Consider the following 25,872-nt stretch of genomic DNA (forward strand, 5'->3'; position numbering starts at 1 on the left):
CCGTACCGGCCCATCAAGAAGGGGACGGCCTTGTGGGTGCAATCTCGTCGATTGCACCGTTCAAGAATGACACGGATATGAAGATAAGCTTGTTGAGCCAGCCTTGCAATTCCTGATCGTCCTGAGATTTCCTTGATCGGACCGGAACAAAAGGGGGCGTCGGCCGATTCAGAAGGATTCAAAGGAGTGGAGCAGGCGTCAATCGAGGGTTGGGATCGAGAATTGTCGAACTTTATTGGTACAAAGAGGTGACTCGGTCGCTGGAGATCGGGTTGGAGCCGACCGCGATCGGGGTGTCGAGGATCGACGGTGAGGGGTTGGGTCCAAGGATCGGGAGGAGGATGAGCACCTCGGCGCCGGGCGAGGCGTTGGTCAGGGTGATCCAGCCGCCGTGGGCTTCGACGATCCGTTGGGTAATCGACAGTCCGAGCCCCAGGCCCTCGCTTCGGGTGGTGAAGAAGGGTTTGAACGCCTGGCGACGGATCTGGGGGGGGAAGCCGGGTCCGTTGTCCCGGATGGCGATCCAGAGCGACGGTTTGCCTTCGGGAGCGATGGCCTTGCACTGAACCCGGATTTCGACGGGATCGGTACTGCAATCGAGCGTGTTCTCGAAGAGGTTGCGAAAGACCTGCTTCAGGCGGAAGGAGTCGGCCAGACAGTCTCGGGCTTCGCTGGCACCTTCGAGGATGAGCCGAGCCGTACGACCGTTCCGGCGGGTTTCGAGGTCATCCCAGACCTCTCGGGCAACGCTGTAGAGATCGCACGGTTGGAGGTTGAGCTGAAGGGGGCCGGCCTGGCTGCGAAGGTCGGCAAAGAGGCGCTCGAGGTCGCGACAGCCGGCGAGGCCGGATTCCAGGACGGAAGGCAGGTCGGGGTCGCCGTGGGAGGTGAGCTTTGCAAGTTCGAGGGCAATCTTGGTGCGGTTCAGGGCGTTGCGTCCTTCGTGGGCAAGGACAACCAGCATCTGGCCAAGCGAGGCAAGCTGCTCGGAAGCCTGGGCACGCTGCTCTGCCTCTCGGAGCCGAGCGAGGCGCTGGAGGCAGGCGTAGAGGGCCTCGGGTTCGAGGGGTTTGGACAGGGAGTCAACGACTCCTCCTCGAAGGGCGGCAAGCAGACCCTCGTGTTCACACCAGGCCGTGAGGAGAATCAGGGCACAATGAGGAGCCAACAGTCGAATGCGGGGCAGCGAGGAATCGATCGTGCCCTCGGGGAATTGGCGGTCGAGCAGTGCAACATCAAAGCTGCTCCAGTCGTCCGAACGGAGGGCGTTGATTTCGCGAAGCGAACTGGCGAGGGTGACACGATGGCCTTCTGCTTCGAGCAGATCCCGGAGTGTTGTGCGGGCATCCTCATCGTCTTCGACGACCAGGATCTCAAACAGACTCGTGCTCATCAGAAATGTCCTTGACGTCACATGCTCAAACGTGTCAACAATGATCGGTCAGTTCGTTCGGCCCGAATGGCTCAGGAACCGAACTCGAACACCATGACGAGGTCGGAAGGACTTGAACCACCGCTGACGGGGCGCCTGGGGTGACCGCCGCATCACCGGTATGCCCGCGCGTTCGCGTCATCAACAGAAGGCAGGGCGAACGCGCAGGAACACACGGCGTCAGAAACGATCGGGGACGCGTAGAAGGCCTTATCGAAACGCAGGCATATTCGCCGTTTGCAGGTTCGTTGTAAATAACTGAGTGGCGATTCGGATGACGAGGGAACTGGGATGGACCGGTTTACTGAGGCAAACCTGCGGAGACAGTCCCAGACGATCCGCCAACCGTTCCGGGGATTCCGTTCCGATGGCGATGACGGCCTGAGGTACCTGTGACTGACGCTCGTGGATCAGGCTCAGGACGCCATCCCCTCCTCCCCAGGCAAGATCCGCGTCGATCACAATGACCTCGGGTTGGGAGGATCGGAGCCGATCCAGGCAATCCAGGCCATCATTGGCGGTCTCGACCTGGAATCCGAGGGACGCAAAATAATCCGCGAGGATGGAACGAAGCGAGGGGTCAGACTCGGCAAGAAGCAGGTGAGGAAACATCAGTGCATCCGCCTAGTTAAAGGCCTTTGTTGCTATAAAATGTGCTCGTTCATCCATGCGAGTTTGCGATAGGTTTACTACCGTGTTCCTGGGTGTCAACCGTATGGCAAGTCAGAGGGGGCTGCAATCGGGAGAATCATGAATCGGTTGTAGTGAATTCCATGACAATGGTTTCTGAATTCATTGGGCGCAACGGTTTGGATGGTTAAGGTGAGAGAGTGAGGTGTGCGCGTTGTGTGAGTGTCTCGGGGAGGAATCACCTGGCGCAATAGGGACTGGAGAACGCGTGTGGAACAATCGAGAAATGATGAACATTGGACGAACGTTAATGCGATCGTCGAGTCGGTGCTCGATGCCCTTCCGGCGCACGTCTGTTTGCTTGATGCGGAGGGGACGATTGTGGCGATCAACCGGCGCTGGGAGCAGTTTGCGCGGGAGAATGACGGCGACCTGCAACGGTGCGGACTGGGTGTGAACTATCTGGAGGTGTGTCGACGGGCCGCGGAGCAAGGTGTCGCATTGGCGGCTGAGGCGCTGGAGGGAATTCGCGACGTGATGTCGGGTCGTCTGGAGTCGTTTACCCTGGAGGCGCCGTGTCATCGATCGGGGAAAAATCGGTGGTTTTTGATGCTGGTGGCTCCGTTACATTTTGATCATCAGGGACTGATTATTTCTCATGTGGACATTACGTATCAAAAAGAGGCCGAGTTTGCACTTCATGAAAGTGAGGATCGACTGCGCACGGTGATTGAATCGGCTGCGGAAGGGATTGTCTCGATGAACAAAGACGGGATTGTGGACTCGTTGAATGCCGCTGCGGAGCAACTCTGCGGTTACACGCGATCGGAAGTGATTGGGAAGAAGATTTCGATCTGGATACCTTCGCTTCCCGAGGCGCTGAATGAAGAGGGTTTGGAGCGGCTTCGGTCGAAGGAGCCGGGGCGGGTGGCCGGTCGGGTGCCGTTGATGCTGTTGCAACGCAAGGACGGCAGCAGTGTGCCGGTCGAGCTGTCGATCAGCAAGGTTGATGACCTGGACCTGTACACGGTGATCATCCGCGATCTGTCGGAGCGGCGAGCCATGCAGGAGCAATTATTGACAATTGCCGAGCAAGAGCAGCGGCGGATTGGTCAGGATCTGCACGACAATGTGGGGCAGGAGCTGACCGGGTTGGCCCTGATGGTCGAATCGCTGGTCGAGGCGACAGAGGAGATGGATTCATCGGAGAGCAAGCTAGTCGAGCGGATTCGAGAAGGACTGCAACGGGTGCAGGAGGGGATGCGAAACCTCAGCCGCGGGCTCATTCCGGTGGAGGTCGATGCCGAGGGGCTGATGTCGGCTCTGAGTGAGCTGGCGACCCGGATCGGGAGCAACCACGAGCTTACCTGCCGCTTTGAATGCCGGGAAACGGTTCGGGTGGAGAACAATCAGGCGGCGACACAGCTCTACCGAATTGCTCAGGAGGCGGTTTCCAACGCGGTTCGTCACGCTCACCCTCGTCAGATCGTGATTCGATTAACGTACGAGCGTGATCAGGTCTTGCTGGAGATCTGGGATGACGGCACGGGTCTGTGGCATCCGGATGAGCAACCGGGCGAAGGGATTGGGTTGAAGATCATGCGGAGCCGGGCAGAGTTGATTGGGGCCCAGTTGCAGATTGAATCTCGCGAAGGACTCGGGACCAGGGTTGTCTGCACGGTTCAAGGGAGGATTGTTCATGGAGAGCGAGCCGAGCCCCAATGATGTGCCTGAGGTTCCTGCCCGGGTCTTGATTGTCGATGATCATCCGACGGTTCGGGAGGGCTTGGGCTTCCGGATTGCCCGATGCCCGGATCTGATCGTCTGTGGTGAGGCGGCCGATTTGTGCAGTGCGATGGCGGAGGTGGAGGCGACGAATCCGGACGTGACGGTCGTGGATATTGCCCTCGGAGCCGAGAGCGGGATCGATCTGATCCGTCGGCTCAGGATTCGTGATCCGTCCGCGAAGACGCTGGTCTGGTCAATGTATCCTGAGTCACTCTACGCGGAGCGTGCCCTTCGTGCCGGAGCGATGGGGTACATCACCAAGCAAGCGGCGACGGGACGGATCATTGAGGCCATCCGTCGCGTTCTGGCCGGAGAGATTTATCTAAGTCAGGCGGCCGCGAATCAGATGCTGCGCCGGGTGGTGGGGACCAATGCCGGTGAGGTGAGTGCCCCGGCTCCCACCCCCGAGGCCACGCTCTCGGACCGGGAGCTGGACGTGATGCGGCTCATTGGCTCGGGGCTGACGACGTCGGAGATCGCCAATCAATTGCATTTGAGCGTACACACGATCGAGACCTACCGGCAGCGGATCAAGATCAAGCTGGGCCTTCGCAATGGGGCCGAGTTGATTCGGGCGGCGACTCAGTGGGTGCTGGAATCGCGCTGACTGACCAGGCGAGGCAAAGGGGAGGGAGGCAAGGGTGGAACCAGACCAAAGGGGACCGGAGCGGGGGGAAGGGCGTGTCCCGGCTCGCTGGCCGAGCTCCGCGGGATGGTCTGCTGCGGGGCCATTGCTGGGGTTTAGACTTAATAGCGCGGAACGGTGGGATCAATCGTCAGGGACCAGGCGTCGATCCCGCCTTCAAGGTTGATGACGTCGGAGACGCCCTGGCTGGCGAGCCATTGAGCGGTGGCGAGCGATCGGACGCCGTGGTGGCAGTAGATCACCAGGGGACGACCGTCGAGGCAACGGCGAACCAGGTCGAACCGTCTGGAAATCTCACCGATGGGCACATGAAGATCGAGTACCGTCTCAGGCACCTCAATGGTGCAGTATTGGCGTTCCAGATCTTCGCGCACATCGAGCAAGACCAGAGGGGACCCCGAATCGAGGTGGTCTTTCAGCACATTCGGCGGCCAGCGATGGACATCAGTAGCCTGAATCATCAGGGCGAAACTCCCGAGGGTCGGAGGGTTTTTCAGGGCGATCGGGGAGGGTCGGCAGGGGGAGGAGATGGGGAGTCGTTCCGATCTTCCGCACTGACCTGGGCCAGCGCCTGGGTTGCGATCACGGCCAGGATCGCCGCGGTCAGCAGCGCAGAGAGGAGCAGGAGGGCCCACCCCCTCCCGCCGAGTTCCGCCGGTCGTTCGTTGCTGGCCGAGGCCCCGATGAAGGAAATGACCACGGTTCCCGGAACCATGCCGACAAGGCTAGACAGCACATACGTTGTGAAGCGAACACCCGTTAACCCCAACGCATAATTTAACAGATTGAACGGAACCGCCGGAGAAAGCCTGAGCAAGAAGACCACCCAGGCCCCTCGCTTGGCCACCGCCTGATCGAGGGATCGGAAGCGGTGGTCAGTCTCGATCCGGTGTCGGATCGCCTGGCGGGCGATCCGACGAGCGATGAGGAAGGCGACCGACGCCCCCATCACGGCCGAGAGCAGTGCCAGCCCCGCGCCGAGCATCGGGCCAAAGAGGTATCCGCCGGCCAACGTCAGGACCGTTCCCGGAGCCATCATGACCACGGCCGACACGTAGACAGCCACGTAAACGAGATAGCCCCACCAACCGGCCCGATCGATTGCCGGCAGCAACTGCTGCTCGACCCAGTCCGAGACGGGCAGGCTCCGCCAGAGCAGAGCGAGCCCGAGCAAGGCCAGGGGGAGAAGCAACCACCGCAGCGCCGGACGGAGCGAAGCCGTCAGGGTGTTCCGCCGACCGAGCGTCTGATCGGTCTCCTCCTTGCTCATGGCATGTCTTCTACGCAGAGGCTGGGTGAGAGGGACCCATGTTCCGAAAAGTCAACGCGTTCGCATGAATCCATGATCGCTCGAATTCGATCACGCAGATTCCTCTCAGGCAGGCCGAATCCGGGGTCGTCGCAAGGGAAGTGCAAGGGAAGGTTTCTGGAATGATTCCGAGGTGGGTAGACACGGTGGTGCCCCCTGAGGGGGGGAAGATGGTGATCTCGGAACCGTGCGGACCGAACGGGGAGTGGCGGGGGTGATCTCGACGATTGGCCGGGGACCTGGATCGAGTCGGATCGGGCCGGGGTGGCGTGGGGAGGGGTTACGCCGTCGGGCGGCCCGCCTTGGGGGATCGAGCCCTCGACCGAGGGGGCCACGTCGCGCATTCGAGCCACCCCGAAGACCCTGGGAGAAAACGGGGTGGCAGGATGATCAGGCCCATCCGGTCGAGGCGATTGAGTTCGAACAGGGAAGCAGCCGGGGTTATTCGGCGGCGGCGGCGATGGGTTCGCCGAAGTCGCCGAGCATGCTCCGCCAGAAACTATGAATGTGGTTGGCGTTGTTCTGGGTGTTGTTGAATTCGATGAGGAAGGTGGGGCCCTGGATGCGGTAGGCGTGCCCCTGGTTACGTTCGGTGGCGCCGAACCAGGCGAAGGCGACGTTCTCGGGGCCGGCGTCTCGGATCTCGGTCAGCCAGGCCTCGGCCACGCGGGCGGGCATGTCCATCGCGTAGGCTTCGACGAGGGTGCGGAGCATTTCGCGCTGGGCGTCGGTCATCTGGGCGTAAGTCAGGCCGACGGCCTCGTCGGTGGGAGGCTGCGGATCGTTAGCGGATCGGACGTCGTCGGGGGCGGTGTCGGAGAGGATTGCCGTGGCCTTTTGGTCGTCGCTCAGGGCCTGGACCAGGCGAAGGGCGCGGTCTTCGATCTCGGCCAGGGTGCGGAGCCCTTCGCGGGGTCCTTGGCGGACCTCGGCCGGATTGGCGCCGAAGAAGGCGGGGGTGGCCGAGACGATCGCGCCGTCCTCGATGGTGAAGTTCAGGGAGAGGTGGTGCCCTTCGACACGCCATCCCCAGCGCCCCTGGTTCGACGGTTCGCCGAAGATGCTGAAGAAATAGAGTTCGGGGTCACGACGGGGGGCGTTGTTCTCCATCTCGTGGAGGATCTGCTCCAGGCTCATGACCGTGGTGGCCTTGAGCGTGCCTTCAGCGCTGAGGCCGGTGGCGAGCAGGCCCATGGCGAGGGTGCGTTCCTCGGGGGTCATCTGCTTGACGGGCAAGCCTTCGCGTTCTCGGGGGATGAAGTGCCAGTTGAGCCGTTCGGGGTCGTCGAAGGTGAAGGTGGCCAGGTCGCGCTTCGGGTCGTCGAGCCCATCGAGGAAGCGCGAGGCGGCGGTGGCCATGGCGGCCCCTGGCCGGTCGGCGGCGGCTCCGGCCCAGAGGGCGAGGCTGATGACCCCGAGGGTGCCCAGGGCGAGGCTTGGTTTCAGTCCGCGCATCGGATCGCTCCCCGTTTGGCGTTGGCTTGGCGTTTGGCGTGGGTGAGAGGGGGGTTCGGGGCGTCTCTCGGAGCAAATCCGATCGCTCGGGAGCCCCGGCCCTCGATCCGGGACGGCCAACCGCCCCGTGACCGGCTCGTGTCATGGTACCGATTGTTCAACAGATCGCCAGCCGGCACCGGCTCGGAATCAGGAATCGAACAGGGGCGATTGCGTTGACCCTTCCTGCACTCGGGTCCAAGATAACCGTGGCGGCCTGCCGTGCGGCCCCCCATCAGGCTCAATCCGAGAATGCCGACCCGTTCGAACCGAACCCGATGACTTATGCCTCGAAACGCCCCCGATCCTTCGCTCGATATCCCTGCGCCTCGTTACCAGACCGATGATCCGGGGGTCGCCCGGGTTGTCTCGAACGAGCGGCTGACGCCCAACGGATCGGCCGAGATCCGGCATCTGGTGCTCGACTGTTCGGGGCTCGATTACCAGTACCGTGAAGGCCAGAGCGTGGGGATCATCATTCCCGGCGTCGAGGACCGCGGCCACGCCAGCACCGTAAGGTTCTACTCGATTGCCTCGGGCCGAGGGGGTGAGGCGGGTCAGAAGGGCCTGGTGGCGATTTGCGTGAAGCGGGTGATGGTCGCCGATCCGATAACCGGCGCGTTGCGCGGAAGTCCTTCGTCAGAATTTCTTTGCGACGCCAAACCCGGTGACGACATTGCCGTGACCGGCCCGTATGGAAAGAGCTTCGTGTTGCCAGACGATCCGCGATCGAACCTGATTTTGGCGGCGACCGGAACCGGTGTCTCCCCCTTCCGAGGGTTCCTGCAACATCTGTTTACCGAGCGGGACGACTGGCAAGGGCAGGTCCGGCTGTTCGAAGGGGCCCGATCGGTCGGCGAGTGCCTTTATCGAACCGAGTTTGCCGCCTATCAAGAGGATCACCCCAACTTCCGCGTCCACTACGCCCTGAGCCGCGAAGAACATGCCTCGGGCGGCGCTCGGATGTACGTGCATCATCGCATGGAGGAGCAGATCGAGGAGGTCTGGGCGCTGCTCGATCGGGAGGAAACGTACCTTTACATTTGCGGGATCAAGGGGATGGAAGGGCACATCGAGCGGGTTCTTGAACGTCGAGCCGACCGCGACGGCATTTCCTGGTCTGACTTCCGGCGCGTCCTGCAAGACTCGGGGCGGTTGCTGATCGAGACGTACTGATTCAACTGATACAATCCGAGCGCCGGAATCGGTGACTTCCTCTGTTCAGACGCGCCGATCTTTGCTACGATTATTGAGATGAGCTGCGCCTCAAGAGGGGGCGCTTGGCTAATCTCTCTTCGAAGCCTCAGGGCGGGGCGATTGCCCGTCGAGTGTCGACGGGTGACGGTGTAATGGCCGCGTTCACCCCGTCCGGTAGACGATCATGTTCCCGATTCTCGAGGCTGAATTTCTCGCGCCTGAGATCAAACGATTCGTGATCGAGGCGCCCCGAGTCGCCCGCAAGCGGAGGGCCGGGCAGTTTGTCATCGTTCGCCTGCATGAGCGTGGCGAACGGATTCCTTTGACGATTGCCGACGGCGATGCCGATCGAGGCACAATCACGCTGATTGTGCAAGGAGTGGGCAAGACAACTCGCCTGATGAACATGCTGGAGGCCGGCGACGCGGTGCTTGACCTCGTCGGGCCGCTAGGCGAACCCTCCGACGTTCGGAATTACGGCACAGTGGTGGTCATTGGCGGCGGGGTCGGAACCGCCATTGCCTGGCCGACGGCCAAAGCGATGAAAGCGGCCGGCAACCGTGTGGTGGCGATCATCGGGGCCAGGACGAAAGAACTCGTTCTCCTCGAACCGGAACTCCGGGAGATCGCCGACGAGTTGGAGATCGTGACCGACGACGGCAGCTACGGCCGCAAAGGGGTGGTGATCGACCCGCTTTGCGAGCGGATCATGCGAGGCAACCGGATTGACCTGGTGCTGGCCATTGGCCCGGTGCGGATGATGCAAGCGGTGGCCGAGATGACCCGCCCGTCAGGCATTCGGACGATCGTCAGCCTCAATTCGTTGATGGTCGACGGCACCGGCATGTGCGGCGGCTGCCGCGTGGCCACGAAGGAGGGGACTCGATTCGCCTGTGTGGACGGGCCGGAGTTCGACGCCCACATCGTCGACTTCGATGTCCTTGCCCGGCGGAACCGGACCTATGCCGCCAACGAGGCCGAGGCGCTCGAAACCTTCCGGGCCAACCCGAACGCCGCGCTCGAGTTCGTTCGTCGTTCGTGCCGCCTCGATCGTTGCCATGCCGAAGGGGACCTGGCGGAGGTGAGCTCCTCATGAGCGGCAATACCCTGCCTCCCAAGGAACGGATGAAGATTCCTCGCCAGGCGATGCCCGAGCAGGAAGCGGATCTCCGTCGGCACACCTTTACCGAGGTGAACCAGGGACTCACCGTCCTCGGCGCCACGACCGAAGCGCTGCGATGCCTCGAATGCGCCAAGCCGGTCTGCATGACCGGCTGTCCGGTTGGGGTGAAGATCCGGGACTTCGTCGAGCTGATCACGGCGGGCGACTACCTGGGCGCGGCGAGCAAGATCCGAGAGGACAACGTGCTGCCGGCCATCACAGGCCGCGTCTGTCCGCAAGAGACGCAGTGCGAAGGGTGCTGCATTCTTGGCAAGAAGTTCGAGCCGCTGGGGGTGGGCTACCTCGAACGCTTCGTGGCCGACTACGAGCGCGAGCAGGGTAGGATCGGCCTGCCCGAGATCGCCCCGCCGACCGGAAAGCGGGTGGCGATCATCGGGTCTGGTCCGGCCGGACTGAGTGCCGCGGGCGATCTGGTCCGCTGGGGGCATGCGGTCACGGTGTTCGAGGCGCTGCATGAGATTGGCGGTGTCTTGCTGTATGGCATCCCCGAATTTCGATTGCCGAAGGAGATCGTCCGGCACGAGGTCAACGCGCTGGGTCAGATGGGGGTCGAGTTTCAGACGAACGTCGTCGTGGGCAAGACGGTGACGATCGACGAACTGATGACCGAGGACGGTTACGATGCCGTGCTGGTGGCCACGGGTGCGGGCTTGCCGAAGTTCATGGACATTCCGGGCGAGCATCTCTCGGGGGTCTACTCAGCCAACGAGTTCCTGACGCGCGTCAACCTGATGCACGCCAACGACTTCCCGAAGTACGACGAGCCGGTCTTCGACTGCCGGGGGCAGGACATCGCCGTCATTGGCGGCGGCAATACGGCGATGGACGCTGTCCGCACGGCCGCTCGACTGGGGGCCCGGACGAGCACCTTGATCTATCGTCGGACCGAGGCCGAGATGCCCGCGCGGGTCGAGGAAGTCCGCCATGCCAAGCAAGAAGGGATCGACCTTTTGACCCTGGCCAACCCGGTGGCGTTCCTCGGCGATGACGAGGGGCGTCTGACCGCGGTCCGATGCATTCGGATGGAGCTGGGAGCGCCGGACGACTCGGGCCGACGCTCGCCGGTGCCGATCGCCGGGTCGGAGTTCGAACTGCCGGTGGCGATGGCGGTGGTGGCGCTCGGCACGGGGGCGAACCCGCTGGTGCAGTCGTCGACCCCCGACATGGCCACGAACCGCAAAGGGTACATCGCGGCTGATCCGGAGACGTTGCGGACCTCGAAGCGTGGCGTGTTTGCTGCAGGGGACATTGTGACCGGGGGCGCGACGGTGATCCTGGCGATGGCCGCCGGTCGGACGGCTGCCGCGTCGATCCGGGATTATCTCGACACGGGCCGCTGGGACGGGGAGCCTCCTTCGCCTGCCTGACGCAAGCGAAGGAGGGAGGTACGGGCGGTCGGAGTGATTGTCAGGTACACTGCTCTGCCATGACGCTTCGAGTTGCCCGGGTGCTGGTTCTGGTGGGTTCGGTCCTGCTCCTGTTGGGACTGGGTCTGCTGCTGCGCGATCCGAGGGTTCCGCTGGGGGTGCCCGGAGAGTGGACCTGGGCCCGGCTTGGGGAGGCGGTCGAGCCGGTGGCGGTGAGTGTCGGCCTGGGCCTGGCGGGGCTGGCCGTGTATGTCGCGTTCGTGGCGATCGGCCGGCGCGACCTTGGCCGATCGGTCCGTGGGTGGCGTCGGGAAGCAATCTGGCTGATCGGGTTGCTGGTCATGGGGGTGTTTGCACAGCTTGCTGCCCTGTCCGCCGCGCCACCGGGATATGGCACGGCCAAGATGGTGACGCTCGCCATGAGCGGATCGAGCGGCTATTACAACGTCGCACGGACGGAGATGACGGATGTGGCCGGGTTTCTCGACTCCTATCCCCAATGGATTCGTGAACAAGATGTTTATCATATCGGCACGCATCCGCCTGGTTTGTTTCTGACGACCTGGGGGGCGTTGGCCGCGATGGATGCGTTCCCGGGGCTGGCCCGGGGAATCGACGAGCGTTTACCGGTGGATCTGGTCAATGCGTTCCGAGAGATTCTTGGGCCGATGCCGAGAGCCGATCGCGCCGCGTTGGTCCTGATCGCTGCCCTGACGCTGATGATCTGTGCGGGGACGGCGGTGCCACTGTATCTGTTGATGCGAGGGTCGGGACGTGACCCGGCGGTGGCATGGTCGGCGGCGAGTCTGTGGCCCCTGGTTCCTTCGGCGATCCTCTTTCAACCGACGGCGGACACGGCGTTTCCGTTGCTGGCGGTCTCGGCCCTGGCGTTGGCGACCCGTCGAGGAGCGATCGCGGCGGCACTGTCGGGGGTGGTCCTGGCAGTGGGGATGGTGTTCACGCTTGCGTTTCTGGCGGTGGGCTTGATGGTCGCCTTGATGATTGTCACGAGCCCCGGAGTTTCGATTCGCCGGAGGGCGGGGTTGATCCTCGCCACGGGGGCCGGGTTTCTGACGCCGACCGTGGTGGGATGGCTCGTGACGGGAGCGAACCCGTTCCTGATCTGGTGGTGGAATCAGGCGAATCACGCGGGGTTTTATGTCGAACACCCGAGACGATACGCGGCCTGGCTTTTGATCAACCCGATCGAACTGACCGTAGCGCTCGGATTACCGGCGGCGGTCTGGGCCGGGGTGGGGCTGGCGAGTGGCCGGGCGCCGCGGGTTTCGTGGATCGCGCTGGGGGTCCTGGTCCTGTTGACGGTGAGCGGGCGAAGCCTCAGCGAGGTCGCCCGACTCTGGATCCCGTTCTGCCCGATGCTGCTGGCCGCCTCGGCGGCTGGACAGGCTCGGCTTGGGGGAGGAGCGGTGACCCTGGCCGTGACCGCCCTGTTGATGGCGATTCAGGTGGTGATGATGCAACTGACGATTCAGGTTGTCTATCCGGATGTGTAGTGTTGCTGATTGGATCGGATGTTCGCGTCATTGACTCGCGATCGGCCAGGGGGCGACGCCGCAGCGCTCGGCCCAGGAGTCGTAGAGCGCGGACAGTTCGACAACCGTTTCGGGATGCTCGTCGGCCAGGTTGTTCAACTCGGTGCGGTCGAGGGCGAGGTTGTACAGCTCCCAGGGTCTGCCGTGGGGGGCGACGAGCTTCCAGTCGCCGAGCCGGACGGCGCGGTTCCCCTGGTGTTCCCAGAAGATCGGCCCGCGGTCGATCGGCTCGCCCGCGAAGCCGGGGACGAGGCTGCGGCCTTCCAGCGGCAGGGTCGGGGTGCCGTTGCGGGCCCCGGGATAGGCGGCCTGGGCCAGTGCGAGGCAGGTGGGCATGAGGTCGATGATGTGGCCGGGCTGGTGCTCGATCTGCCCCTTGCGGCCGATGCCGCGCGGCCAGTGGGCGATGAACGGGGTGGCGATCCCGCCTTCGTGGGTGCTCATCTTGAACTTGCGGAACGGGGTATCGCAGGCGTTGGCCCATTCCAGGCCGGCGCTGGCGTAGGAGAGGCCAGTGCCGATCGGGGCGCCGGGTTCCCCCCGGCTGAAGCCGCCGGGTCCACCCTCGGCCGAGCAGCCGTTGTCGGAGAGGAAGAGGATGAGCGTGTTGTCCAGGGCGTCGGCCTCGCGGAGGGCCGTGACGAGCCGCCCGACGGACTGGTCGAGCCGGTCGACCTGGGCCGCATAGATGGCCATGCGGCGGGCGCGCTCGGCGCGCTCGTCGTCGGAGAGGTCGGTCCAGGGGGCGGCCTCGGGGTCTCGTGGGCTGAGCGGCCATTGCGGGTCGATCAGGCCCATGTCGAGTTGTCTCTGATAGCGGGCCTCGCGGACGGCATCCCATCCGAGATCGTAGCGTCCTTCATATTTGGCGATGTCTTCGGGGAGGGCCTGCAGGGGCCAGTGGGGGGCGATGTGGGCGAGGTAGAGGAAGAACGGGCGGTCGGAGGCGGCGGCGTCCTGGGCGAACCGGATGGCGTGGTCGGTGAAGACGTCGGTGACGTAGCTGTTGTCGGGGAACTCGACGCGCCGGTCGTCCTCGACGAAGAAGACTTCGGTGCGAATCTGGAGCGTGTCCTTGAAGTAGACGCCGCCGCCGGAGGGGGTGCCGTAGTAGCGATCGAAGCCGCGGTCGAGCGGCCATCGGCCGGGAGCCGAGCCGACGTGCCACTTGCCGGCCATCAGGGTCGCGTAACCGGCGGGGCGCAGGGCCTCGGCGATCGTGACGCATCGGTTGTTGAGATAGCCTTGATATGACGGCAAGCCCCGGTCGCCCACCATGTGGCCGACCCCCGCCTGGTGCTGGTACAGGCCGGTGAGCAAGGTGGCGCGGGTCGGGCAGCAGCGCGCGGTGTTGGTGAACTGGGAGAAGCGGAGGCCGTCGGCGGCCAGGCGATCGAGGTTGGGCGTCTCGATCTCGCCGCCGAAGCAGCCGAGGTCGGAGTAGCCCAGGTCGTCGGCGAGGATGATGACGATGTTCGGGCGATCGTTCGCCATTGCCGCGGGGGCAACCTTCAGGATGACCACGAGCGTGACCAGGATCATCCCGCAAACAGGAAGCAAGGAGGGCAGGGAGGATCGTCTCATGAATCGGTACTCCTGGATGATTTGGTGTTCGGGTGTGGGAGGGGCTTGGGGTCATGCCTGCGCAATGGAGCGGTCAGTGTCAGACGAACAGCCGGGTGATGCGGACGCCAAGGCCGCCGTCGAGCGAGACGAGGGTGCCGTGGGCGACGGGATCGCCGCCGGAGGTGATCAGGACGGGGTCGTCGGGGGAGTGGCCGAGGTCGAGCACGTCGCCGGGGCGCAGCTCGGCGACCCGGGCGAGCGGCAGGTGCAATCGGCCCAGCTCGACGACGAGGTCGAGGGGCAGGGCCGGGGGAGTGTCGGGCCTGGAGTCTGCCTCCGGGCCCGGGGAGATCAGGCTGAGGACCGTCAGGGAGTGACCCTCCGGGTCGGAGCGCCGGCCCACGGCAAGGGCCCGGGCGTGCGGGGTACTCCCTTCGCCCAGCACCAGCAAGACGGGGGGGCCTTCGGGGGATTCGGGCACCCCGGCGGGGAGACCTTCGGGGAGGGAGAGGGGAAGGACCTCGCCCTCGATCGGGTCGGGGCGGCCCTCGGGAGGCGTGAGGGAGCCAACCACGACACGGACCGGGACATGAAGCCCGGCGAAGCGGCGGGAGAAGGCGGCGGAGTCGGTGATCGGCGGGGCAGGGGGCTCGTCGACGAGGGCGAGGCCCAGGAGCATCTCGGGGACCCAGAGCCGGACGACCCCGTGGACCGGGCCGACCTGGAGCGGCCAGGCGAGGGTGACGATCGGGCCGAGGCCGTCGGGCGGGAACGGCTCGGGGCCGACGCGGTCGAGGTACAGGTCCCAGGGGCCGAACGGGCCGGGAGACTCGGCCAGGCGGTCGAGCAGGCGGGCGACGACGAACCCGAGGATGCCCCACTCGATCGGCGAGACCTGGAGCTTGTGCTCGGCCTCTTTCCGATCGAAGCCGAGCAGGCGATCGACGAGGGCATGGGCCAGGCTCGGCTCGATCCCCAGGCCGATCCGCGTCCCCAATCGCGGCCACGAGCACTGCGCGATCGCCCCGGGACGCTTCAGGCCCGAGGCCCGGGGGATCAGGTCCACGTCGTTCGGGACGATCGAGGCGCCGATCATCGCCTCCAGCTCGTCGAGCAAGGGGCGGAGGGTGGCTTCGCTCTGCCGCAGGCGGTCGGCCAGCCGGGCATGGCGGCGGGCGAGGCTCGGCGCGCTGCCGAGCGGATCGGGCGCGGCCTCGGGGTCGTTGGGAGGGGGGCTCATGCGTCGTCTTCCGGCGATCAGGACGGTTCGGCCAGGATGAGCGGATCGATCCGGCCCTCGCGGGCCAGCAGGACGATGGCCGCGCGGAGCAAGGACGCTTCCCAGGCCATCAGGTCGGCCGAAGGAAGCGGGAATGTCTCGGGGTTCATGAATTTGTGCAAGTTTCGGGCAATCTGATAGGGCAGGTGTTGCAGGGCCCATCGTGCCCGGTGGGGCTCGACCTCCGACAGCAGGCGGCCAAGCGATCCGAGCCCAAGCCGCGCCGGGAGGTTGTGGACCGGATTGTCTCGGGCCTCGACCCGGAGGGCGGCCAGCTCGGCGATGGCCAGATCGACCAGCTCCGGACGGGGGCCAGGCAGGGAGGCGCGCAGGGTCTGGAGCCGTGTCCGGTCGCGGGCTCGAACGGCGTCGTACTGCTCGGCGTAGGCGAGCTTGGCCAGGCCGAGGGCGGTGAGGATGCGGGCGTAGCCCCTCGCGTCGAGTGCAGCGATGACCCGGACGATCGGCGGGTCGTCGTCGCGTCGGATCGGGCCGCCGACGAACCGCTCGCCGGCGAGGGTCAAGACCCAGTCGAGGGCCTCGGGGTCGGGCGGATAGGTTGCGACGACCTCGGGATCGGGGGCGTCGGCAAAGGCGCGACGGAGGGCGGGGCCGACCGGATCGGGGGCGAAGGCGATCACCGTCTGGCGGATTGATGGCGATTCCTTGCGAAGCGCGCGGACCCACCAGCTCGGGTGAATCCGAAACAGGTCGGGGCGGGCCTCGGCGGCGTGTTCGTGCGCGAGCCGATCACGGGCCGAGGCTGGTGGGAAGCGGTAGGCGAGGGTTGGCAGTGCCTCCTCCAAGCGGCTTCGCCAGGATTCCGAGAGGCGATGCCAGGCCGGGTCGTCTTCGGGCCGTTTCCCGAAGGCGAGGAATGCCAGCAGCAGCGCTTCGTCGGCGGCACTCAGGGGTCGATCGGTCTCGGGAGCCGGCACGATCGGCACTCTCGTTCGAGGGGTCCGGTGGTCGTTCTGGAGGAGTGATGTCCATGCTAGCAAGGCGGACGGGGGACCGCACGAGCGCAATCGGGATCGGTTCGCAAGGGGGTGATGGCAATGAGGAGAGGGATTGCGCGCAGAGACGCAGAGAAGAATCGAGAGAGGTCGCTGTCCCACGTCCTGATCGCTTTGTCTCTGCGACTCCATGTCTCTGCGCGATTCCCTCCCCTGGCCCGACACTTCCCGTCATCCGCCCGGCGGGGCGTCGAAGCGGAAGGGACGAGTTTGCCGGACGCAGCGAAAGAGACGCACCGGGCGGATCGGGACGCCGCCGCGCATGATGTTGAACGAGGCGATCGGCTCGATCCGCTCGAACCAGCGGTCGAAGCACTGGGGCTCGGTCGATCGGTCGTCGATGGCGACGAGGATGCCATCCCGGCCGACCCAATCGTCCGGGCGGCTCCAGCCGGAGAACCCCCGGGCGTCTCCTTCGTGGTAGCAGAGGACCGGAGTCCCCGGGCCGATTGCCCGGGCAAGCTGGCCGCTGACGTGCCAGTGGCCGGTGAAGACGAAGGTGTCGGGCCGATCGAGCAACCCTCGTCGGCGCAGCTCGTCGGCGATCTGATCCCAGCCGAACAGGTCGCGCGACGGGTCGGCCTCGGGGGGGAGCAGGGTGATTCGCCCCGAGCCTCCCCCCTGGAGCCATCCCGTGTTGACGTGGGCGAGGGCAAGGGCTGTGACCACGATCGGAGCCAGGGCGATCAGGGCGAGCCGCCGCCGCATGCTCCGGGGCTGGCGGGCCAGCCGATCAGTCCAGGCCGCACCAAGGGGGGGCATCAGGGCTGCGACGCCGATCAGCCCCCAGTGCGGCAAGACCGGCCGGAACGCCGAAACGGCCAGGAAGAAGACGAACGGGACCAATGCCAGGGCGAGAAAGAGGCGGTCCCATCGGCGTTGATCGGGGTCGGAGGACGGATGCCGGGCGATCCGGACCGCGACAACCGCTAGGGCCACGGCCATCCACGGCAGCAGATAGAAGACCTGAGCGACGATCGTACCGAACAGGGCAGCCGGGTCGATCGTCAACGAGCCCGAGGCCCGAGCCCCCTGGAAGACGAACGAGGCCCAGTCGTTGCGGGCGTTCCAGGAGATCACCGGCGTAAAGATGAGTAGGCCGACCGCCGTTGCCAGGTACGGGCCGGGCGTTTTCAAGGTGCGCCGGGCGAACGGCTCGACCAGGCAATAGGCCAGGAATCCGGCAGGGAGAAACACCGCGTGGTACTTGCTCAGCAATGCCCCTCCCCATGCCAGGCCGACGCCGAGCCAGGGGACGAGGGATCGGTCAGGATCGGCGTCGAGGGCTGTCATCAGGCGGTCGATCGTCAGGAGCCAGAAGAAAAGCAGGGGACCATCGGGCAGGACGAAGGTTCCGACCGCCGCCCCGAAGAACCACGAGGCGTTCAGGGCCAGGGCTGTCGGGGCTGCCGCGGTTTCCCCGTAAGCCCGGCGCGCCAGGCGAGCGACCAGGAGTGTCGATCCGGCGAACAGCAAAACGAAGCCGAGCCGCAGGGCAAGGAGGGATCGCTGGCCTCCGCCGATCGTCTCGCCGAACAGGGCCACCAGGGCGACCATGGGGGGATGGTCGAAGTAGCTCCAGTCGAGGTGATCGAGATAGAGGCCGTAATAGGCTTCGTCGTTGCCCGATCCCAGAGTCGCGGCCAGGATGAGTCGCAACAGCGTGGCCACGATGACGATCCCGAGCACCCCTCTTGTCGGCATCCGTGACATCGTCTCGCGGTCCTTTGAATCAGAACGATCCGGTCTCGGTGTTCGGGATGCGGTTTCGACCTCAGCTTCAAGCGATTGTCAGAATCGCCTCGAAGCATGGCCACGACGGTGTCGGATGCCAAGAGGAATTGTTCAAGACGACGGTGAGTTGTGGGCGATCTCTGTTTGTTGGCGCTCTGTTCGTTTGCGATTCGCAGGAAGTGGAGACGGCGAGCCGACCGTTTCAACCTTGCGCGAGGAGTCCACGCTTCCTTCGGAGAGTCAGGCCGCGGGAACGATTTCCCGAGGCGGTTGTCCTGAGCTCAGGCCGCACTGAGCGGCATTGCCGCGATTGGCGGACCCTGCTAGGATTCCCCCGCGCTGGGCTCAAGTGCCACGAACGAGTGATGACTGCAGCGCTCGCCGATCGTGATGGAAGGACCCCGAACCCGGCCCCCCCAAGGACGGAACGGAGACGACTGGCCCATGCTTTCGCGCCGCCGCCTCATTCTTCGCTGGACCCTGATCGCGGCCGCCGGGCTGCTCGCGGTCGAGCAAACCTGGCGTCATACGTACGATTACCTGCTGCCCGAGCAATTTGCCGTGGTCGAGGAGGGCAAGGTCTATCGAGGGGCCTGGCAAATGACCTGGCCCATGAAGCGGATCGTCCGCGAACATGGGATCAAGACCGTCGTGGCGCTGGCTCATCCTCCCGGAAGTGACTGGGTGAAGAAAGAAGCCGCCCTGGCCGATGAAATGGGTTTTCAGTTCGTTCACGTTCCGATCGTTGACGACCGGAAGGACGAGCGAAGCGAGCTGCTCTACGACCGAATCGAGGAAGCCGCCGACGCCATCGCCAATCCGGCCAATCAGCCGGTTTATTTCCATTGCCATCACGGGATCAATCGCGCGTCGATGGTCCAAATGGCGTACCGGATGCTTTACGAGGATTACACCATCGACGAGGCCGAGGCCGAAATCGCTCGGCAGTTTGGCTTGAAGAAGGTGGACAAGGGGCCGGACTATCGCCACATGCGAGGCTTCTACGAGGATCGCGTCCTGCCGCGACGGTTGGCTCGGGCGAAGGGGGAAACGGCCTCTCGTGACGACCGGGCTGAGGAGAAACCTTCGGTCCGTCAGTGAGTATTTTGAACGAAAGGTGGGCGATCGCGGCTCCGAATCGGGGCCGCGCGGCCTGAGGGGCGATCCGTCGGTCGATACCCGCCAACGCTCCTCGGATCGTCGATGATGGGGAACAGTCGTTGAGGCTGTTTCCCATCGGCTTGCGGAAACGCTTTTGGAAATCCTGCCGTGAGAATGTGTCTGACACCCATCGATGTCCTGGGCTGAGACGAGCGGCCGATGCCGGGGAATCCGCTGCCGATCTTGCCTCCAGAGGTTCTCGGGCATTACAATGATCGATTCACGTCTGCTCGGGCGTGAAGACCGTGCGTTCCTGGGTTCTGTTCCAAGGTTCGTGTCGAACGGTGCTGGGCCTGCCCTGAACATCTTGGGGACAGGTCGATGCCGGAGGGAGGATTCCTGGATTGAAAATTCGCCCCGCCAAGGTCGGCGACGTGCCGACGATCAACGACTTGATCCGTACCTTTGCCGACCGCAAGCTGATGATCCGCCGATCGCTCGGCGAGCTGTACGAGTCGATCCGCGAGTTCGTCGTCGCGGTCGATGAGCACGGTACGGTGGTCGGTTGTGCGGCCTTGCACGTCTTCTGGGAAGATCTGGCCGAGCTGAAATGCCTGGCTGTTTCCGAGACGGTTCAAGGTCGAGGTGTGGGGAGGATGCTGGTCGATGAGTGCTGGCGGGCCGCGCAGGAGATGGACCTCGATACGGTCTTCACCCTGACGTATGTGCCTGAATTTTTCGAGAAGTGCGGCTACCGCCAGATCGACAAGGCCGAGCTGCCGCATAAAATCTGGAATGAGTGTGTCCGCTGCCCCCTGTTCCCGAACTGCCACGAGACGGCCCTGATTCGCACGGCTGAGCCGGTGGATGAGGCGGTCCGGGAAGCCTTCGCCGCCGCGTCGGCAGGCCGCTGATCCGGCCCCGAGCGGAGTCGACCGAGCCACGCCTCGAATCCTCCCCCGAGGTTCGAGGCGCGAGCGTTGCGGGCGACCAGGGTGGTTGATCGAACGGCCGGGGACGATCTCGTCACGGCCCGAAAGATGATCGGGAGCCCCTCACTTCCGTTCGTATCGCCGCCCCGAAGCCGGGAACGAGCCCATCCCCATGCCGCGCACCGAAGCGACGATCCCCTCGAAGACCGTTCCGAACGATCCTCCTCCCCTGGGGGAAACGGCGCCTTCGACAGGGCAGCATTCACTCCGATGGGGATTGCTCGCCGGGACGCTGGCCTTTCTTGTGCTGATCCTCACCGAGCCGATGCTGGCGATTGCCTGGGACGAGGGGTACTCCCTGGGGCGAGAGCGTCGCATTCGGGCCTGGCTGTCGGCTTTGGTCGATCCTGAGGGATTCGCCGAAACCTGGTCGCCTCCGGCCCTCGAACTGGTGCAGCCCGATGGTCCCCCGCCGAAAGGGCGATTGCCGGTCGTGCCCCCGTCTCCCGAGCAACTGGACACACGGGGGAAGCTGTTCGATTCGGAGGTCATCGCCTATTTCTGGCCATTTGCTCGCGAAGAACCGCACGGCCATCCCCCGTTTTATGCGATCCTGGGCCTCATCGGCGACGTATTGACCCCCTGGCGAGGCGACCTGGCCCAAGCCCGGCTCGGGCCGATGCTGCTGATCAGCCTGGCGGTCGGGGCGCTGTTCACGTTCATCGATCGCCGACTGGGCCGATGGGCTGCGGTGGTCGGGGCCTCGGCGCTCGTCTTGCAACCGAGGTTGTTCGGGCATGCCCATTATGCCGCGTATGACGCTCCACTGACGGCCCTCTGGGTGCTGGCGGTTCTTGCCTTTTTTCAAGCGACCGAGGATCGATCGCGGCGGAACCCGAGCTGGAGATGGGCCGTCGTGCTGGGTCTGGTTATTGGCGCTGCGTCGGCGACAAAGCTGACTGGATGGTTCATTCCGCTGCCGCTCCTGGCCTGGACGATCGTCTTCCGCGACCGTCGTGGGTTGCTCGCCCTGCTGGCGGCGTGCCCAGTGGCTCTGATGACGATTTATGCGTTGATTCCTCCCTGGTGGCACGACCCGATTGACGGCTTCACCCGGTTTCTGGCCTCGAACACCGGCCGGGGGCAGACGATCCCGATCCGGGTGATGTACCTCGGTAAGATCTACCGGACGCCGGTCGACTCGCTGCCGATCGACAACACGATCGTCTGGACGGCGATGGTCGCGCCGGTGGGGTTCCTACTGCTCGCCCTGACGGGGGCGATCCGGTCGGCAGTATCGCACTCTACCGAGCGATTCGGAGTCCTGGTCTCGCTCAACTGGCTGTTCTTGCTCGCGTTGCGGGCGATGCCGAACGTGCCGGGGCATGATGGTATTCGGTTGTTCTTGCCGGCCTTCGGCATGCTGGCGATTGCCGCCGGAATCGGCACGGCGCTGATCGTCGGTTGGCTCGGACGCTGGGGCAAAGGACTTGCCGCGGCTGCGGTGCTTGAAGGGGTAGTGAGCGTCGCGGTGATGATGCCGGTGCCGCTCTCGTATTACAGCCCGGCCGTGGGAGGATTACCCGGTGCGGTTCGACTAGGAATGGAACCGACGTATTACTGGGATGCCCTGACCGACGACGTGCTCGAATGGATTGATGCCAATACCCCTGAAGGTCGTCGGGTGGCCACGGCGACTTTCCCTACGTCGTTCCTCGAGTTGAACGACTCGGGACGGTTGCGCACGCCGATCTCTCCGCTGGCCCCCGAACCACCGGCCTGGTACGTCGTCCAGAACCGGCCGGGAGCGATTGGGGTGCTCGAGTATCGTCTCCTAAGCAATCATGAACCGGTCTATGTGTCAGAGAAATTCGGGGTCCCCTTGATCTGGATCTTTTCCTACGACGATGTGGAGACAATCCGAGCGGAATGGGCGTCGCAACCGATGATGCGGGGGGCCATCGTGCCATGAGCGAGCCTGGAACCGAGACGCGACATCTCCCTTGGCTCGGAACGCTGCTGGTGGCGCTGATCGCTCTGGCGGCGACTGTTCCCACGACGGGAGATATCGGCCTGACCTGGGACGAACCGGCCTACCGCTACAGTCAGATCGTTTCGGCCCAGTGGTGGGAGCAACTCGGTTCGGCCCGATCGGTCGAGGATCTGGAGCCGCTGCTCGATCCCGATACCCTGCTCTATTACTGGCCCTACGGCCGGCACGGGATCAACTTTCATCCTCCCCTCTCGGGCCAGCTCAACCTGCTAACGTACGCGCTGTTTGGGAACTGGGTGAAGGATGTCCCCGCGCGTCGACTCGCGTCGGTGTTGGAATATGTGATCACCATCACGGTTCTCCATCATTTTTTGGCGAGGCGATATGGCCTCTGGGTGGGGCTGATCGCCGCCGGATCGCTCGTGACCATGCCTCGCGTCTACGGCGACGCCCACATCTTCGGGACCGATGTGCCGGGCATGATGCTCTGGCTGCTGGCGGCGATCGCGACCTGGAAGGGGTTGACCGAGCCTAACGCGCGGCGGTGGCGAGTGCTCGTAGGGGTGCTACTGGGGCTCGCGTTTCTGGTGAAAATGGCGGCCGTAATGGTCCTGTTGCCGATTGTCGCCTGGGCGGTTGTGTCCAGTCTGCCGAGAGAACTGCGACAGGGTGGGCGAGCAGCCTGGTTCGACGCCATCGTGACGACCGCCGCCTTGCTTGCTCCGCTGATCGTGGCGTTTCTGGAAATCCGACGACTGGCAGAACTTCTCCCTGCGCCGAACGTAACCGACCTCTTTGTGATGCAGCCCGAGAGCCGATGGCCCGGATCGATCCTGCTCGTGCCGGCCTTGATCTGGGGCGTTCGTCGGTTGATCGCCTGGGTTGCTCCGGGGTCACGGGTCTGGGGAGTCGAGCGGCCGGCGATGGAAATTGGCTGGGCGATCCTCGCGTTTGCTCCGGTCGTCGGCTGGCTTGGGAACCCGGCCTGGTGGCGCGAGACGTTACCGAGGCTGGCCCATTACTACTTGTTGAGTGTCGACCGCCGGGGAGCCTTGCCTGATATTCGCATCTATTACCTGGGGGAGACGTACCTGTTCAGTCTCCCCTGGCACAACGGCTGGGTCTTGATCGGTGCGACGGTGCCGGCGTCGATCCTCGTGGCAAGTGTGCTGGGGCTGGCGTATGCGCTCCGGGTGGTGAGGCGTGATCGACTGCCGCTGTATTTTCTTGTCCATTTCCTCACGTTGCCCGTCCTTCGGATGCTCCCGACCCCGGCCCATGACGGTGTCCGCCTGATGCTGCCTTGCTTCCCGTTCCTGGCGGCCCTTGCGGGCTGGGGAGCGGTCTGGCTAGCCGATAGAATTGCTCGCGTGGCTCGTCGAGGAGATCGGCCGACACCGTTCCGGGCCGTTGTGGCCGCGGCCGTGGTGGGCTGGTCGGCGGTGCAACTGGTCATGATCCACCCGTTCGAGCTGTCGTACTACAACCGCCTCGTTGGCGGGCCGTCGGGAGCCTGGCGTCGCGGATTCGAGCTGACCTACTGGTACGACGCCTTCAACCCCGTCACCCTCCGGGAGATCAACGCAACCTTACCCCCCGGCGCGGCGATTGCTCCCACAAACGAATTTTCGCAGGTGCCGACCTTCATGGAGTTGCAGACGTTCGGCGGGTTGCGGTCGGACCTTCGGCTTGATCCGCCTCCCGATGCCTTTCCCTTCGTCTGGCTCCTGACGCACGACTCGAAGGCCAATGCCTACTCACGGTTGCTCTTTGCGATGCAACCGGATTACGAGCGTCGGCCTGAGCAACTGGGAGGGCTCCGCGTGGCGGCCGTGTCTGGTCCGGAAGATGCGTCTCGAGCCTGGGCCTTGCAACTGCTGGCGAGCGACTCGCGTCGCTTGCGTCCCAAGCAGGCTCCCCTTCCGGATTGGCTGCGTAAGTCGGCTCCCTGGCTGGCCCGATTCTGGGGAGAAGGGCTGACCCGCCCCCCTGCGCCGAGCGTGCTGGAGGAGAGCTTTGCCTGGGCCTCCTCGGATCCCGATGGCCTTCGCAAGGCCGCTCGGGCGCTCGTTGAGGGGCGTTCGGCCGAGGTTCCCGAGGCGGCGCGGCTTCGTGCCATTCTGAATCGTTTTGGCGGTACGTTCGCCGATGATCTGCTGACCCGTCGGCCCGAGGCACTGCTTGAAGCCGTTGAGCTGCTCATTAGCCGGCCCGACGACCTTCGGCAGGTGCTCACGACGCAAGGTTACACCGATCCGGAGACCATCGGAGGCCCGTTGGTCCCCTGAGGTAAGCGGAAAGGCGAGGTCGGAGTTTGCGGTTGGCTGATCGACTCGCCTTGTCGGGTCTGGCTGGGTGGGGTACGATCCCGAGCATGGCCGCGGTTGAGGGATCACCGGCGGCTAATTGATGCTCGGTTCGAGACGATCTCCGGCCTGGGTTCCAGGCTGGTCATGATGGTCACAACCGGAAGTCTCCGGGGTTGGAGCGATGCGAGGCTCTGACCCTCATCAGGGAGGAAAAGGGGGCAGATCGCGTGGCCGCCACGATTCAAGAGCTTGCGTCAATGGTTCAGGGTCGCGTCATCGGCGATCCCGAGGCAACGATCACCGCCGCGAAGCCGGTCACCGAGGCTGGTCCCGGCGACCTCACTTTTCTGGCAGATGAACGCTATCTGAAAGCCCTGGCGGTTTCTCCCGCCTCGGCAGTGTTGATCGCCAAGGAATTTACGATTCCTGAATCGGCCGATCGGTCGCCGACCCTGACGTTCATCGTCGTTGACGACCCCCGCGCCGCGTTCATGGTCCTCCACGCTCACCTGCGAGGAAGTCAGGCTCAACGCTGGGTGGGAATCGATCCGAGAGCGGTGGTCTCGCCCTCAGCGAAGCTCGGCCAGGACGTGGCCATCTACCCCTTCGCCGTGATTGGCGATGACGCTGAGATTGGCGACGGCTGTACGATCGGTCCGGGCAGCGTCATCGGGCCCAGGTCTCGGCTTGGCAAGGACGTAACCCTGCATGCGAACGTCGTGGTTTATGAGGATGTGGTGATTGGTGATCGCGGCATCCTTCATGCGGGGGTGGTCATTGGGGCCGACGGCTTCGGATATCAACTCGTCGACGGTCGGCACGCCAAGGTGCCGCAAAGCGGTGGCGTGGTGATTGAGGAAGACGTGGAGATCGGCGCGAATTCGTGCGTGGATCGGGGCACTTTCGGTCCGACCCGGATCGGCCAGGGAACGAAAATCGACAACCTCGCGCAGGTTGGTCACAACGTCAAGCTTGGCAAGCATACGGTTATCTGTGCCCAGGTCGGGATTGGCGGGAGTTCCGTTTCGGGTGATTATGTGGTGATGGGTGGACAGGTCGGGATCGCCGACCATCGGACCATCGGCGACGGGGCTCAGCTTTGTGCTCAGTCGGGTGTGAATCGGGACGTGGACGCGAAGGCGACGGTCTTCGGCACGCCGGCTGTCCCGCTCCGCCAGCTTATGCAAATGCATTCGCTCAGCATGAAATTGCCTGAGATGAAACGGCAATTGAAGCAACTTGCGGCCGAGGTTCAGCGCCTCTCCGGTGCGATTGACGATGCCGAGTCCGAGTCCGACGACGTACCGCCGTCTCGGAATACCTCTGCGGCCTGACCCCGACCT

Annotated in this window: 20 protein-coding genes; 11 read left to right on the forward strand and 9 right to left on the reverse strand. The window is 64.4% G+C overall.

Annotation, left to right across the window (positions count from 1 at the left end):
* Positions 1-232: 232 nt before the first annotated feature.
* Both HG800_RS14115 and HG800_RS14120 read right to left on the reverse strand, forming a co-directional pair.
* Complete coding sequence (locus HG800_RS14115) at positions 233-1,393, reverse strand: sensor histidine kinase (protein ID WP_169977278.1); 1,161 nt, start codon at positions 1,391-1,393, stop codon at positions 233-235.
* Between the two features lie 249 nt (positions 1,394-1,642).
* The gene (locus tag HG800_RS14120) at positions 1,643-2,044 is read right to left on the reverse strand and encodes a response regulator transcription factor (protein ID WP_169977279.1); all 402 of its coding nucleotides are present in this window, start codon (positions 2,042-2,044) and stop codon (positions 1,643-1,645) included.
* A gap of 288 nt (positions 2,045-2,332) precedes the next feature.
* Here HG800_RS14120 and HG800_RS28250 point away from each other — a divergent pair, with 288 nt between their 5' ends.
* Positions 2,333-3,787: a sensor histidine kinase gene (locus tag HG800_RS28250; protein WP_169977280.1), complete on the forward strand. Its 1,455-nt coding sequence runs from the start codon at positions 2,333-2,335 to the stop codon at positions 3,785-3,787.
* Positions 3,762-4,457 carry a response regulator transcription factor gene (locus HG800_RS14130; protein ID WP_169977281.1) on the forward strand — a complete coding sequence of 232 codons (696 nt, stop codon included), beginning with the start codon at positions 3,762-3,764 and terminating at the stop codon, positions 4,455-4,457. Before HG800_RS28250 ends, HG800_RS14130 begins: the two co-directional genes overlap by 26 nt.
* Before the next feature lie 140 nt (positions 4,458-4,597).
* Here HG800_RS14130 and HG800_RS14135 read toward each other — a convergent pair whose 3' ends face one another.
* From HG800_RS14135 to HG800_RS14145, 3 genes are all read right to left on the reverse strand, one after another.
* Positions 4,598-4,957: a rhodanese-like domain-containing protein gene (locus tag HG800_RS14135; protein ID WP_169977282.1), complete on the reverse strand. Its 360-nt coding sequence runs from the start codon at positions 4,955-4,957 to the stop codon at positions 4,598-4,600.
* Positions 4,958-4,989: 32 nt separating this feature from the next.
* Entirely contained in the window at positions 4,990-5,766 is a 777-nt protein-coding gene (locus HG800_RS14140; RefSeq protein WP_169977283.1) for a TVP38/TMEM64 family protein, read from the reverse strand.
* A 480-nt stretch (positions 5,767-6,246) separates the two neighbouring features.
* A complete protein-coding gene (locus HG800_RS14145) occupies positions 6,247-7,260 on the reverse strand; it encodes a DUF3500 domain-containing protein (RefSeq protein ID WP_169977284.1) in 1,014 nt (337 codons plus the stop codon).
* 324 nt (positions 7,261-7,584) lie between these two features.
* On the opposite strand from HG800_RS14145, the gene HG800_RS14150 reads away from it, so the two are divergent.
* From HG800_RS14150 to HG800_RS14165, 4 genes are all read left to right on the forward strand, one after another.
* Positions 7,585-8,475: a ferredoxin--NADP(+) reductase gene (locus HG800_RS14150; RefSeq protein WP_169977285.1), complete on the forward strand. Its 891-nt coding sequence runs from the start codon at positions 7,585-7,587 to the stop codon at positions 8,473-8,475.
* 205 nt (positions 8,476-8,680) lie between these two features.
* Positions 8,681-9,592, forward strand: coding sequence for a sulfide/dihydroorotate dehydrogenase-like FAD/NAD-binding protein (locus HG800_RS14155; RefSeq protein WP_169977286.1), 912 nt, complete (start codon positions 8,681-8,683; stop codon positions 9,590-9,592).
* Entirely contained in the window at positions 9,589-11,046 is a 1,458-nt protein-coding gene (gene gltA / locus HG800_RS14160) for an NADPH-dependent glutamate synthase (protein ID WP_169977287.1), read from the forward strand. Before HG800_RS14155 ends, gltA begins: the two co-directional genes overlap by 4 nt.
* A 59-nt stretch (positions 11,047-11,105) precedes the next feature.
* Entirely contained in the window at positions 11,106-12,560 is a 1,455-nt protein-coding gene (locus HG800_RS14165; RefSeq protein ID WP_169977288.1) for a hypothetical protein, read from the forward strand.
* 27 nt (positions 12,561-12,587) lie between these two features.
* Here the strand turns inward: HG800_RS14165 and HG800_RS14170 are convergent, their stop codons facing one another.
* From HG800_RS14170 to HG800_RS14185, 4 genes are all read right to left on the reverse strand, one after another.
* Positions 12,588-14,183, reverse strand: coding sequence for an arylsulfatase (locus HG800_RS14170; RefSeq protein ID WP_182830374.1), 1,596 nt, complete (start codon positions 14,181-14,183; stop codon positions 12,588-12,590).
* Positions 14,184-14,262: 79 nt separating this feature from the next.
* Complete coding sequence (locus HG800_RS14175; RefSeq protein ID WP_169977289.1) at positions 14,263-15,405, reverse strand: FliM/FliN family flagellar motor switch protein; 1,143 nt, start codon at positions 15,403-15,405, stop codon at positions 14,263-14,265.
* 17 nt (positions 15,406-15,422) lie between these two features.
* Positions 15,423-16,382 (reverse strand): hypothetical protein, encoded by a 960-nt coding sequence (locus HG800_RS14180; RefSeq protein ID WP_169977290.1) that lies wholly within the window; start codon positions 16,380-16,382, stop codon positions 15,423-15,425.
* Between the two features lie 249 nt (positions 16,383-16,631).
* Positions 16,632-18,173 (reverse strand): glycosyltransferase family 39 protein, encoded by a 1,542-nt coding sequence (locus HG800_RS14185; RefSeq protein ID WP_169977291.1) that lies wholly within the window; start codon positions 18,171-18,173, stop codon positions 16,632-16,634.
* 465 nt (positions 18,174-18,638) lie between these two features.
* On the opposite strand from HG800_RS14185, the gene HG800_RS14190 reads away from it, so the two are divergent.
* The 5 genes from HG800_RS14190 to lpxD all read left to right on the forward strand — a co-directional run bounded on the left by HG800_RS14190 (position 18,639) and on the right by lpxD (position 25,863).
* Positions 18,639-19,295: a dual specificity protein phosphatase family protein gene (locus HG800_RS14190; RefSeq protein ID WP_169977292.1), complete on the forward strand. Its 657-nt coding sequence runs from the start codon at positions 18,639-18,641 to the stop codon at positions 19,293-19,295.
* A 404-nt stretch (positions 19,296-19,699) separates the two neighbouring features.
* Entirely contained in the window at positions 19,700-20,209 is a 510-nt protein-coding gene (locus HG800_RS14195; protein ID WP_169977293.1) for an N-acetyltransferase, read from the forward strand.
* A gap of 190 nt (positions 20,210-20,399) precedes the next feature.
* Positions 20,400-22,199 carry a glycosyltransferase family 39 protein gene (locus HG800_RS14200; protein ID WP_169977294.1) on the forward strand — a complete coding sequence of 600 codons (1,800 nt, stop codon included), beginning with the start codon at positions 20,400-20,402 and terminating at the stop codon, positions 22,197-22,199.
* Complete coding sequence (locus HG800_RS14205) at positions 22,196-24,508, forward strand: glycosyltransferase family 39 protein (protein WP_169977295.1); 2,313 nt, start codon at positions 22,196-22,198, stop codon at positions 24,506-24,508. The genes HG800_RS14200 and HG800_RS14205 overlap by 4 nt, the downstream gene beginning before the upstream one ends.
* 248 nt (positions 24,509-24,756) lie before the next feature.
* On the forward strand, positions 24,757-25,863 hold the full coding sequence (gene lpxD / locus HG800_RS14210; RefSeq protein WP_169977296.1) for a UDP-3-O-(3-hydroxymyristoyl)glucosamine N-acyltransferase: 1,107 nt from the start codon (positions 24,757-24,759) through the stop codon (positions 25,861-25,863).
* Positions 25,864-25,872: the final 9 nt, after the last annotated feature.

Source organism: Tautonia rosea, assembly GCF_012958305.1.
GTDB classification, from domain to species: Bacteria; Planctomycetota; Planctomycetia; order Isosphaerales; family Isosphaeraceae; genus Tautonia; species Tautonia rosea.

Excerpts from the sequence above, each read along its gene's own strand:
- HG800_RS14115 (WP_169977278.1), bottom strand. The coding sequence starts at position 1,393 with ATGAGCACGAGTCTGTTTGAGATCCTGGTCGTCGAAGACGATGAGGAT.
- HG800_RS14120 (WP_169977279.1), bottom strand. The coding sequence starts at position 2,044 with ATGTTTCCTCACCTGCTTCTTGCCGAGTCTGACCCCTCGCTTCGTTCC.
- HG800_RS14130 (WP_169977281.1), top strand. The coding sequence starts at position 3,762 with ATGGAGAGCGAGCCGAGCCCCAATGATGTGCCTGAGGTTCCTGCCCGG.
- HG800_RS14135 (WP_169977282.1), bottom strand. The coding sequence starts at position 4,957 with ATGATTCAGGCTACTGATGTCCATCGCTGGCCGCCGAATGTGCTGAAA.
- HG800_RS14140 (WP_169977283.1), bottom strand. The coding sequence starts at position 5,766 with ATGAGCAAGGAGGAGACCGATCAGACGCTCGGTCGGCGGAACACCCTG.
- HG800_RS14145 (WP_169977284.1), bottom strand. The coding sequence starts at position 7,260 with ATGCGCGGACTGAAACCAAGCCTCGCCCTGGGCACCCTCGGGGTCATC.
- HG800_RS14150 (WP_169977285.1), top strand. The coding sequence starts at position 7,585 with ATGCCTCGAAACGCCCCCGATCCTTCGCTCGATATCCCTGCGCCTCGT.
- HG800_RS14155 (WP_169977286.1), top strand. The coding sequence starts at position 8,681 with ATGTTCCCGATTCTCGAGGCTGAATTTCTCGCGCCTGAGATCAAACGA.
- gltA (WP_169977287.1), top strand. The coding sequence starts at position 9,589 with ATGAGCGGCAATACCCTGCCTCCCAAGGAACGGATGAAGATTCCTCGC.
- HG800_RS14165 (WP_169977288.1), top strand. The coding sequence starts at position 11,106 with ATGACGCTTCGAGTTGCCCGGGTGCTGGTTCTGGTGGGTTCGGTCCTG.
- HG800_RS14170 (WP_182830374.1), bottom strand. The coding sequence starts at position 14,183 with ATGAGACGATCCTCCCTGCCCTCCTTGCTTCCTGTTTGCGGGATGATC.
- HG800_RS14175 (WP_169977289.1), bottom strand. The coding sequence starts at position 15,405 with ATGAGCCCCCCTCCCAACGACCCCGAGGCCGCGCCCGATCCGCTCGGC.
- HG800_RS14185 (WP_169977291.1), bottom strand. The coding sequence starts at position 18,173 with ATGTCACGGATGCCGACAAGAGGGGTGCTCGGGATCGTCATCGTGGCC.
- HG800_RS14190 (WP_169977292.1), top strand. The coding sequence starts at position 18,639 with ATGCTTTCGCGCCGCCGCCTCATTCTTCGCTGGACCCTGATCGCGGCC.
- HG800_RS14200 (WP_169977294.1), top strand. The coding sequence starts at position 20,400 with ATGCCGCGCACCGAAGCGACGATCCCCTCGAAGACCGTTCCGAACGAT.
- HG800_RS14205 (WP_169977295.1), top strand. The coding sequence starts at position 22,196 with ATGAGCGAGCCTGGAACCGAGACGCGACATCTCCCTTGGCTCGGAACG.